8 protein-coding genes are annotated in these 10,101 nt (G+C 42.7%); 3 read left to right on the plus strand and 5 right to left on the minus strand.

Going from position 1 to position 10,101, the window contains the following annotated elements; genetic code table 11:
* Positions 1-211: 211 nt before the first annotated feature.
* Positions 212-523 carry a stress response translation initiation inhibitor YciH gene (yciH, locus tag A142_RS15140; RefSeq protein WP_008221404.1) on the minus strand — a complete coding sequence of 104 codons (312 nt, stop codon included), beginning with the start codon at positions 521-523 and terminating at the stop codon, positions 212-214.
* Positions 524-526: 3 nt separating this feature from the next.
* Positions 527-895, minus strand: coding sequence for a DUF3319 domain-containing protein (locus A142_RS15145; protein WP_019821576.1), 369 nt, complete (start codon positions 893-895; stop codon positions 527-529).
* Positions 896-995: 100 nt separating this feature from the next.
* Between A142_RS15145 and A142_RS15150 the strand changes: the two genes are divergently transcribed.
* Positions 996-1,964 (plus strand): tyrosine-type recombinase/integrase, encoded by a 969-nt coding sequence (locus tag A142_RS15150; RefSeq protein WP_019821577.1) that lies wholly within the window; start codon positions 996-998, stop codon positions 1,962-1,964.
* Between the two features lie 158 nt (positions 1,965-2,122).
* Here A142_RS15150 and A142_RS15155 read toward each other — a convergent pair whose 3' ends face one another.
* Both A142_RS15155 and A142_RS15160 read right to left on the minus strand, forming a co-directional pair.
* Positions 2,123-3,118 carry a D-alanine--D-alanine ligase gene (locus tag A142_RS15155; RefSeq protein ID WP_019821578.1) on the minus strand — a complete coding sequence of 332 codons (996 nt, stop codon included), beginning with the start codon at positions 3,116-3,118 and terminating at the stop codon, positions 2,123-2,125.
* Between the two features lie 179 nt (positions 3,119-3,297).
* Complete coding sequence (locus tag A142_RS15160) at positions 3,298-3,861, minus strand: SPOR domain-containing protein (protein ID WP_017064585.1); 564 nt, start codon at positions 3,859-3,861, stop codon at positions 3,298-3,300.
* A gap of 216 nt (positions 3,862-4,077) precedes the next feature.
* Here A142_RS15160 and A142_RS15165 point away from each other — a divergent pair, with 216 nt between their 5' ends.
* Positions 4,078-6,759, plus strand: coding sequence for a bifunctional acetate--CoA ligase family protein/GNAT family N-acetyltransferase (locus tag A142_RS15165; protein WP_019821579.1), 2,682 nt, complete (start codon positions 4,078-4,080; stop codon positions 6,757-6,759).
* Here the strand turns inward: A142_RS15165 and A142_RS15170 are convergent.
* Positions 6,751-7,638 (minus strand): LysR family transcriptional regulator, encoded by an 888-nt coding sequence (locus A142_RS15170; RefSeq protein ID WP_019821580.1) that lies wholly within the window; start codon positions 7,636-7,638, stop codon positions 6,751-6,753. The genes A142_RS15165 and A142_RS15170 overlap by 9 nt on opposite strands.
* Before the next feature lie 224 nt (positions 7,639-7,862).
* Between A142_RS15170 and A142_RS15175 the strand changes: the two genes are divergently transcribed.
* On the plus strand, positions 7,863-10,010 hold the full coding sequence (locus A142_RS15175; protein WP_019821581.1) for a TonB-dependent hemoglobin/transferrin/lactoferrin family receptor: 2,148 nt from the start codon (positions 7,863-7,865) through the stop codon (positions 10,008-10,010).
* Positions 10,011-10,101: the final 91 nt, after the last annotated feature.

A 10,101-nucleotide genomic window follows, 5' to 3' on the forward strand; every position in this document is an offset into this window, starting at 1 on the left:
AAGAACTTACGCCTTAGTGCGTATTATGTACGTTATGTTAAATAGGTTTTGGTGTTTATAAGGCAGGTATCTTTGTGTGATGCCCTGCCTTTATTTGGTGTCGATATTCTCTGATTTATACTGTGTATTTAACCATATTAGCTATTTACCATAAAATACCTAATAACCAGTGATAATAATCTTCGATTTTAACCCTGGTATTAGTTAGAGATTAGCCGCCAGCAAATTTAACTTTGTAGCCTTTCTTTTCAAGGTGCGCTTTGATCTTGTCGCGCGCGTCACCTTGAATTTCGATATTGCCATCTTTTACTGAGCCACCGCAGCCGCAAACTTTCTTGAGTTCTGCTGCCATTAGTTTTAATGGTGCGTCATCTAGGTCTAAGCCAGTCACGACAGAAACGCCTTTGCCTTTACGGCCTTTGGTTTCTTTTTGAATTCGAACGATACCATCGCCTTTAGGACGTTGGACTTTCTCTTCTTCAGGCTTAATACGACCTGTTTCTGTTGAATATACTAGGCTCATAATTTACTTCTTTTGTTGCTCTGCTTTTTGTTTTGCGAGTAAGTAAGCTTCTATATGGCGTTGAATTGCAACCTTGCCGCCTTTAATTAAGCGACCGTTAAACATGCAATACCACGCATTAGGCTCACCGGTGTCATTCTTGATTTGGTAGCCGCTGAAGTTTTCAGTCGAGCCACCAGTTCCTCTCGACTTATTTAATGACGTGAATTCTTTTGGATCAATAATAGATGCAGTATCAATCCACCAATCAATACTCTTTTTCACGGCAGCTAGGTTGCCCTGAATAACGTTGTTTTTTAATTTAGCACGCCAAACTGTGTTATTAGCATCTATCGATTGAAGATGGACGCTTCGGTAAATTGAATTAGCCATATCTATTAATCATCTTTTTGTTTTCACTACATTAATCATAAGTATACTTATAATGATATCAAGCATAATATGGTAAAAACACCTGTTGAGGTACGGTAATTTGAGAAAAAAAGTCCCTATTTTAACCGACTCTGTGACAATTAATTCATTTGTTGAAAAATTAAACAGGCACGCGACAATTGAAATTATAGATGAATTGACAGGATTTCAATACTCTCACAATTCACTGTTGGGTATCTATAGTGATTGGAATCGCTATCATGCGTTCTGTACCAAACATCGTATTAACACACTTCCCGCTTCTATAACCGCTGTGCGTCGATTTCTTGAGATGGAGTCCAACGATAGAAAATACGCATCCTTGAAACGTTACACTGCAACGCTTAGTATGTTACATACTGTGTTGAGCTTTGCTAACCCGATCAAGCATAGGCAAGTTCGCTTTACCCTGCTCCACTTACAATCTCAAATGGCCGGTGACGCCAAACAAACCAACGCTATGACATCTGTGCATCTCACTGATTTAAATACGTTACTCTCCCATGATAAAGCAAACTTGAAAGAGATCAGAGACATCGCTATTTATAACGTTATGTTCGAGTGTGCTTTAAAGCGCTCAGAACTTAAGGCGTTGTCGATTACCGATGTTGAGTACGTTGAAGATCATTACCAAGTAACAGTCAAAGGTTCGGCTTATCAGTTGTCACAAATAGCCAGTGTTGCACTTCAACGTTGGCTTTCGTTTACTGGTACACAAGATGAGTTGCCAGTATTTCGTGCGATAGACAAGCATGAGAATATTGGTTTACAGCCTTTAGATGATTCGTCCATTTACCGAATATTGAGAAGAGCAAGCGACTTACTTCAACTTCCAGAAAACCACCATTTCTCTGGAAATTCGATTCGTGTTGGTGCCGCACAAGAGTTGTCAAAACAAGGTCTTAAGGTGAGGGAGATTCAGGATTTTGGTCGTTGGCTCAGCCCTGCAATGCCTGCGCAATATGTGGGTTATTCGGGTACGGCTGAGAGTGAGAAGATGAAGTTTAAGGCGCTAACCCCTTGGCAATAAACGGTTCGTAGATTATTTGGATATTGTTACTTGGATATAAGTAGTGGCTAAAACGATCGATTTTTAAAAACGGCCGGCTTTAAAAACAAAAAGTGCCTTGGCGAAAGCTTAAGGCACTTTTGGGTTCAGCTCTAAGTGAACGAAAACGAGTTAGAAACCTAAGAAAGGCTTGTTCTCACGCAGTTCTCTAAGAACTGGCTGAATTTGTGGCCGTCATGCTCAACCATTTTAGGGAACATGGAGATTGGCGTCATACCTGGGAAGGTGTTGACTTCGTTCAGATAGATTTCGTTGTCTTGCGTTAAGAAGAAGTCGATACGAGATAAATGGCGGAGCTTCATCTGTGTAAACACTTTTCGAGCGCTTTCTGCAATCAGTTCACGCTGCTCATCAGTGAGGTTGTTTGCTTCAACTTCAGTGATCGAGTGACTGTCTGCACTGTACTTCTCTTCGTAAGAGTAAAATGCGCCGTTCGGTGCAATCACCTCGCCCGGTTTGCTGATATGTAGCTCGCCATCGATTTCATAAGCAGCAACTTCTAGCTCTCTAGGCACCACTGATTTCTCAACCAATACTTGGTCCGAAAAAGTGAACGCCTTGTTGATCGCTTCGCTTAAATCTTCTACTTGGTTAACTTGGTAACAACCTACGGAAGAGCCTTGACGGGCCGCTTTCACGAACACTTTACCCCAATTTTCAAAGGCTTGAGTCGCTTGTGAGTGAGCTTGTTCATCGTTTTCTGATAAGAATAGATAAGGCGTGTTTGGAATGCCAAGCGCGTCGTACCAAAGCTTTGAAGTGATTTTATTGAAGCTGTTGTTACTTGCTTCTGAACCACAGCCTAGATACGGAATTTTAGCCATTTCAAACAGTGATTGAATATCACCGGTTTCACCTGGGAAGCCGTGGATGCAAGGCACAATGAAATCGACTTTAGATGCTAAATTGTCACCGCGTAAGGTTTGATCATTAATATCAAGATAAACCAATTCACCTGAATCAAGACACCAGCCTTCGTTTTTAATTTCAACTCTTACAACGTTAAAATCTGCAACGCTATTGAGCTGTTCAAAAAGGTAATTGGCTGAAACTAAAGATACTTCATGCTCTGAAGATCCACCGCCGCAAAGTAGAAGGATGTTTGTGGTGTTCATGGGTAAATTCGGTCCTTGAAACTAGGAGTACTGACTTCAATGATAAACAAAAGTCGAGATAGGTACAGTGTTTTGATTGTTAAAATTGCGTTCGAAAGATCGAGCGATTAACTATTAAACAAAACAGCGAGTCTGAAAACAAAAGAAGGAGCATTTGCCCCTTCTTTATGAATCAAAACTTAGTTCAACTTGTTAAGCGTAGGGTATTCAGAGTTCTTGATGTCATCAATGCTCTTAACGAACGGCTTCAAGTTTTGGAAAGTGTTCGGCAGTGTTGAGATTGCCTTTTTAGCTTCTAAGCGCGTTGCATAGTCACCATAAAGTACCGTGAACCACTTAGTGCCGTTAACCATTTTGTAGTTTTCCCAAACTGGTTGAGAAGTCGTAGGTAGCATTTTCACGAAAGAATCGACTTTACTTTGGCTGCCAACAGCAACAACTTGAACTGTGTAACCAAAACGTTGGTTCATGTCTTGTTGTTTCTTGGTTGGTCCTGTCACTACTGCAACTGGCTTAGCTTTAGTCGTTTGAGTGACTTTCTGTTCAACAGGTTCAGTTCTGATCACGTTGACAACGTTTTCTTCAACAACGCCTGTTTGCTCAGATTGAGATACAACTGGAGCTTCAACTTTGGCCGTCTTGTACTCTTCTTGATAACTATCTGAAGTGACATTGGTAACGTAGTCGTCAGATACACATGCAGCCAAGAGCAGTGGCAAAGTCACAATTGCAAATTTTTTCATGGAAAGCTCTATATCCTTAATAATAATTACTATAAATCATGCCGATACGTCGGTTTAGAATCAAGTTAACTTTGAGATTATACACCATTAGTGGGTGACCTATTTCACAAACTTTATGCAGTGTCTGCTTATTCATCTTAATTCGGTGAATTTGCCATCAACCCGTTAGTGAAAAGTAAGTTACGATGAACTTACGTGCATTGTTAGGATATGTCTATGAATCATCTTGATCCCCTACTTAAACCCCGCTCAATCGCTGTTGTTGGTGCTTCTCAACGAGAAATGCGTGCAGGATATATCGTCATGAACAATTTGTTGCACGGGGATTTCAAAGGTGCGGTGATGCCGGTTACGCCAAAATATGACTCGGTGGCAGGTGTACTCTCTTACAAAAACATTTTGTCGCTGCCGATCGTTCCTGACCTTGCGATATTGTGTACCAATGCGACTCGTAATGTCGCCATTTTTGAAGAGCTGGCTGAGAAAGGCATAGCTTCTGTCATTGTGCTTTCATCCGACATGCAACAACAAAGTGATAATGGTGAGACGTATGACGCAAGATGCCTGGCGATAGCCAAAAAGAACAACATCCGAGTGCTTGGCTCCAATAGTTTGGGGGTGATTGTCCCTTGGTTAAATTTGAACGCATCATTCTCTCCAGTAACAGCATTACCTGGTAAAATCGCTTTTGTTTCTCAATCTGCTGCTGTGTGTACCACGATTTTAGATTGGGCGAATGACAAAGAGATCGGCTTTTCAGCGTTTATTTCTATAGGCAATGGCAGCGATATCGAATTCTCGGAGTTATTGGACTACCTCAGCACCGACTCTCACACCGAAGCAATATTGCTTTATGTAGACAGCATTACCGATGCGAGGCGTTTTATTTCTGCAGCGCGTGCGGCTTCGCGTAACCGACGAATTCTGGTGTTGAAAGGCGGTCGAACGGCGAAAGGCAGAGCCGCAGCAATGGCACACACTGGCGGTGCCGACACATTAGATATTATTTATGATTCCGCAATCCGACGCAGCGGCATGCTAAGAGTTAAGAACTTACATGAACTGTTTGCTGCGGTAGAAACACTGACTCATTCAGTTCCCTTACGTGGCGAACGCTTGGCTATTGTTACCAATGGAGGCGGCCCAGCGATTATGGCGGTGGACACCCTATTTGACCGCGGTGGTAAGCTCGCAGAGTTTTCAGAAGAGACACTTGATAAGTTGAACAAAGTGTTGCCATCGAGTTGGTCTCACAGTAATCCTATCGATATTGTTGGTGACGCTGGTGATCAGCGTTATATCGACACCATAAACATCTTACTAGATGGTGATGAAGCGGATGCGATTCTAATCATGCACAGCCCTTCAGCAATTGCACATTCCGCTAAAACGGCTGAACGAATTATTGAAGCGATTAAAAAGCACCCTCGCCACAAGCGCTTTAACATCCTCACGAATTGGTCTGGTGAGCTAACAGCAAGGCCTGCACGAAAGCTGTTTACCGAAGCTGGTTTCCCTACCTATCGAACCCCTGAAAGCTCAGTGGTCGCATTCATGCACTTAGTCGAGTACAGACGTAACCAGCGTCAGTTAATGGAAACGCCGACCACGGCAGAAAAAGTACATATTGAAGATCTAGCAGATGCGAAAAGTTGGATAGAACGACAACTACTGGATAAAGATACCGTTAGCCTTGATACTCACCAAAATAGCCAGTTTTTCAAGAGTTTTAACCTCGATGTGCTACCGACATGGATTGCTTCTGACCCAAGTGAAGCGGTACACATTGCAGAAACAATTGGTTATCCGGTTGCCGTAAAACTTCGTTCGCCAGACATTGCACACAAGTCAGACGTTCAAGGTGTGATGCTCAATTTGCGAAACAGCAGTGAAGTTGCCAATGCGGCTCAGGCAATTCTCGATCGTTCTCAATTATCCTTCCCTACAGCGCACATCCATGGCTTGTTAATTCAAGGAATGGCCAAGCTCGCGGGCGGCCAAGAACTGCGTATTAAGGTTACAACAGACGAAACCTTCGGCCCAATCATTTTACTTGGACAAGGTGGTTCCGAATGGGATGAATCGATTGATGCCGCCGCTGCTTTTCCACCGCTCAACATGACATTGGCGCGTTACTTGATTATTCGAGCGATAAAAAGCGGCAAGATTCGTCTACAAAAACTCCCTAACCCGATTGATATAGAGGGCCTTTCTGAATTATTGGTTCGTATATCGCAGATGGTCGTTGATTGCCCTGAAATACATGATTTGGATATCCATCCAGTGCTGGCCAACGGAGACAAGTTCACGATATTAGACGCTGATATCATATTGAAAGCCTACGAGGGGGATCCGCAAGAAAGGTTGGCCATTCGCCCTTACCCAGTCGAGCTTGAAGAACGTATCCAGCTAAAAGATGGAACCGAAGTGTTGTTACGCCCTATTCTTCCCGAAGATGAACCGCTTCATGCTGACTTCATTAACCGTGTGTCTAAGGAAGATCTCTATAAGCGTTTCTTTAGTGATGTCGGTGAATTCAATCATGAGGCGTTGGCGAATTTCACTCAGATTGATTTCGATAGAGAAATCGCCTTTGTGGTCGTTCGTAAGGAACAAGGTGTGCCTGCGATCATCGGTGTTTCAAGAGCACTAATTAACCCTGAGAACACAGACGCCGAATTCGCAATATTGATTCGTTCTGACCTTAAAGGTGTTGGTCTAGGTCGCATTCTTATGACCAAGGTTATCGATTACTGCCGTGCGAAGCAGACCAAGCAGATGTCGGGTATGACGATGCCAACCAATAGAGGGATGCTGACACTAGCTCAAAAGCTCGGTTTTAAGCTAGATATCAGTTTTGAAGATGGTACTGCAGATATGGTGTTACCGTTACTTTAACGCCCATGTCTTTTTAAGATGTTGGATACACCAAGACTTGGCGTCGCCCATTTTGTTGCGTCGCCAAGCCATCACTATGTCGATCGGCTGTGGCTCGGTACCCGCAATCTGTTTTAAAACGCCCGATTCGATCAAAGGCTTAGCAACACTACAAGGCAAGGTACCAATACCTAATCCCGTCGTTAACGCTTCTACTTTCGCTGGGAAGCTTGTTACCGTTAATCGCGGTTGTTTCTCTAGGATATTACGACTTAAAGCGGGCTGATCGCGCGCTGTATCCGCAATTGCGATCACCCTGTAACTTTCTCTCGCCTTTTGGTCGAATTCGCCCGAACGTTTGTGAACGTAGTGGTTTGATGCCGCAACCCATACCATTTCCATTTTACCAATCACGTCACTTTTCATATCGTTTGGAATTGTATCGAGCTTAGGGCATACCAATAAGTCAGCACGACCATCTGTGAGAGATTCCCAACAACCCGCTAAGATTTCCTCTTGCAAACGAACGCGTGTTTTACTGATTTTTCCTAGTTCATCTACCAGTGGGAAAAAGTTAGCAATCGGGATAATGCCATCAAAGGCGATGGTCAAATCGAGCTCCCAACCATTGGCTAGAATGCTTGCCTCGTTAACAAGACGTTCTGTAGCTCCAAGAATGATTCTACCTTGCTCAAGTATCAACTGACCCGCTTCCGTGAAATTTGCACGGTGGCCTGAGCGGTCAAAAATCATGATGTCTAGATCTTGTTCAAGCTTCTGTATTTGATAGCTGAGTGATGAAGGCGCTCTGTCCATTTCATTGGCCGCGGCGGCGAAACTTCCACGTCGGTCGATGGCGTCTAGGATGTGTAACGCTTCAAGTGTTATTGGACTATGCATAGCTTTCCTACTTTATAAATGAGACTTGAATCACAAAAACAGAAGTATTCAGGATGTGAATGGAACTGTAAAAGTCTTTTTAATACAGATATTTAAGAGTATTAATTATGAATTAGTTGATAAAATTGAAAATCACTTAAATGCAAATAATAGTAATTATCATTTAGATCCAATATTATATTTCGCAAATCAAGATAATACTATGGAACTAAGGTAACTATCAGATGTATAAGCAATCCCTGCTCTCTGCTTCAATCGTTTTAGCGCTTTCATCAACCTCAGCCTTTGCTGAAGATTATGCCCTATTTGACGAGGTTGTTGTATCTTCGACTCGTACGAATCAAACACTTATCAATACTGCGGCTTCTGTGACTGTCATCTCTGACGAGCAAATCGAAGAGAACATGGCAAAAGATGTTAACGAAATCTTCGAATACACTCCGGGTGTGACGATGAACTCGAGCTCTCGTCAAGGCGCACAGACTATCAACATTCGTGGAATGGAAGGCAAACGCGTTAAGATTTTGGTTGATGGTTCATCGCAACCAGGTTCATTTGATGGTGGTCCTTATGCATTTATTAACTCTAGCGGTATTTCAATCGATCCCGACATGTTAAAAAGCGTTGAAATCATCAAAGGTGCAGCTTCAAGTTTACACGGAAGTGACGCTATTGGCGGCGTTGTTGCTTTCGAAACTAAAGACCCTTCTGATTTCTTAAAGGATGGTGAAGATTTTGGTGGTCAAGCTAAACTGTCTTACTCTTCAGAAGACAATTCTTTTAGTGAACATGTTGCGCTAGCGAATCGATTTGGCGATTTAGAAACATTGGTAGCCTACACTCGTCGAGATGGCGAAGAGTTGCAAAACTTCCGTAACCCTAACGACTTAGAAAACTACGCTGTTGAAGGTCAAGATACCTCAGCAGATAATCTTTTAGTTAAGTTGCAATACCAATTAAACGAAAGTCATCGTATCGAGTTTTTAGCTGAGCTAATCAAAGATACTTCGGACTCTGATATCTATCACTCAAGCTACGATAGCTATACTGGGGCTGATGACACAACGCAAAAACGATTCGCTATTAAACACATTTGGTTCGCTGATGGCGCGATTGCCGATACCGTGACGAGCAAAGTATCGTACATTTCTAAAGAAGAAAATGGTGTAACGAAGCGCTTTAAACCTGCAGGTCCAGGTATGCCGCCTTGGGTTCCAGCTAACAACGACAACTTACAAACAAAAGACTACGAATACACCGAAGATAAGCTTGAGATCGAGACGCAGCTAGACAAAGTGATTAACAACCATTACCTAGTATATGGTGCGACTTATACACATAGTGATATTAGTAACACCAATATGGAGTACAACTCTGACCCAGCTACTGCCGATCAGCTTTATGTATACACTCCTGATGCTAAAGAGCAAAAATTCGGTCTGTTTGTTCAAGACGAAATTAGCCTAATGAATGACAAGCTGGTTGTTACTCCAGGTGTTCGTTTTGATTACTTCTCAACGGACCCAGGTAACAACACTACCGAATCGTTAACTGATTTCTCTGATTCCGCAGTAACAGGTCGTTTAGGTTCAACATACAAACTGACAGATACAGGTACTATTTTTGGCCAAATAAGCCAAGGCTTTAGAGCCCCTTCTTTCGATGAACTGTACTACACGTATGACAACCCTGGACACGGCTACGTAAATGATCCAAACCCAGATCTGAAGTCAGAAACCAGTATCTCTTACGAGTTGGGCTACCGTCATAATACTCAAGCTTCATCATCTGAAATTGCGGCTTACTACAGTGACTACGATGATTTTATCGAGACAGTAGTTACGAAAAAGGTTGGCGGAACAACGCACTATTCTAACGTTAACTTAGATTCGGCCACGATTAAGGGGATTGAGTTCTCAAACACGTTACTTTGGGATGTTTTGGTAGGCGCGCCTGAAGGAATTTCGACACACTTCGTTGCATCATACACTGAAGGTGAAGACGGAAACGGAAATGCACTAAATAGTGTGAATCCTTGGAATGCTGTATTAGGCCTTAACTACGACGCTCCAAACCAAAACTGGGGTACTAGCCTTAAGTTAAACTACACGGCTGACAAGTCTGGTTCAGACATCAACTTCGATGACGAAAGTGGCGGTAACGCTGGTCAAGCTGAGCTTCCAAGTGCTACGGTTGTTGACTTGACGGCTTACTACAAGCCAATCAAAGATCTGACTATTCGTGGTGGCGTGTTTAACTTAACGAATGAAGAGTACTACCGTTGGAACGACATCCGCGGCGATGATGAGCTTTACAAAGAGAACTCTCAAGCGGAAAGAAACTACGGTATTTCAGCTAAATACGAATTCTAATTCATTAACTAACTGATACAGAAAAACTAATGTAGCAGAAACTAAAAAGCCAGCTTAATGCTTAATGCCGTTCGGATAAGCATTACTGCTT

The organism is Vibrio splendidus 12E03 (assembly GCF_000272105.2).
Taxonomy (GTDB): Bacteria; Pseudomonadota; Gammaproteobacteria; order Enterobacterales; family Vibrionaceae; genus Vibrio; species Vibrio splendidus_I.

What these genes read in the sequence shown, in the direction of transcription:
- A142_RS15145 (WP_019821576.1), bottom strand. Translation starts at nt 895, where the DNA reads ATGGCTAATTCAATTTACCGAAGCGTCCATCTTCAATCGATAGATGCT.
- A142_RS15175 (WP_019821581.1), top strand. Translation starts at nt 7,863, where the DNA reads ATGTATAAGCAATCCCTGCTCTCTGCTTCAATCGTTTTAGCGCTTTCA.
- A142_RS15155 (WP_019821578.1), bottom strand. Translation starts at nt 3,118, where the DNA reads ATGAACACCACAAACATCCTTCTACTTTGCGGCGGTGGATCTTCAGAG.
- A142_RS15165 (WP_019821579.1), top strand. Translation starts at nt 4,078, where the DNA reads ATGAATCATCTTGATCCCCTACTTAAACCCCGCTCAATCGCTGTTGTT.
- A142_RS15170 (WP_019821580.1), bottom strand. Translation starts at nt 7,638, where the DNA reads ATGCATAGTCCAATAACACTTGAAGCGTTACACATCCTAGACGCCATC.
- A142_RS15160 (WP_017064585.1), bottom strand. Translation starts at nt 3,861, where the DNA reads ATGAAAAAATTTGCAATTGTGACTTTGCCACTGCTCTTGGCTGCATGT.
- yciH (WP_008221404.1), bottom strand. Translation starts at nt 523, where the DNA reads ATGAGCCTAGTATATTCAACAGAAACAGGTCGTATTAAGCCTGAAGAA.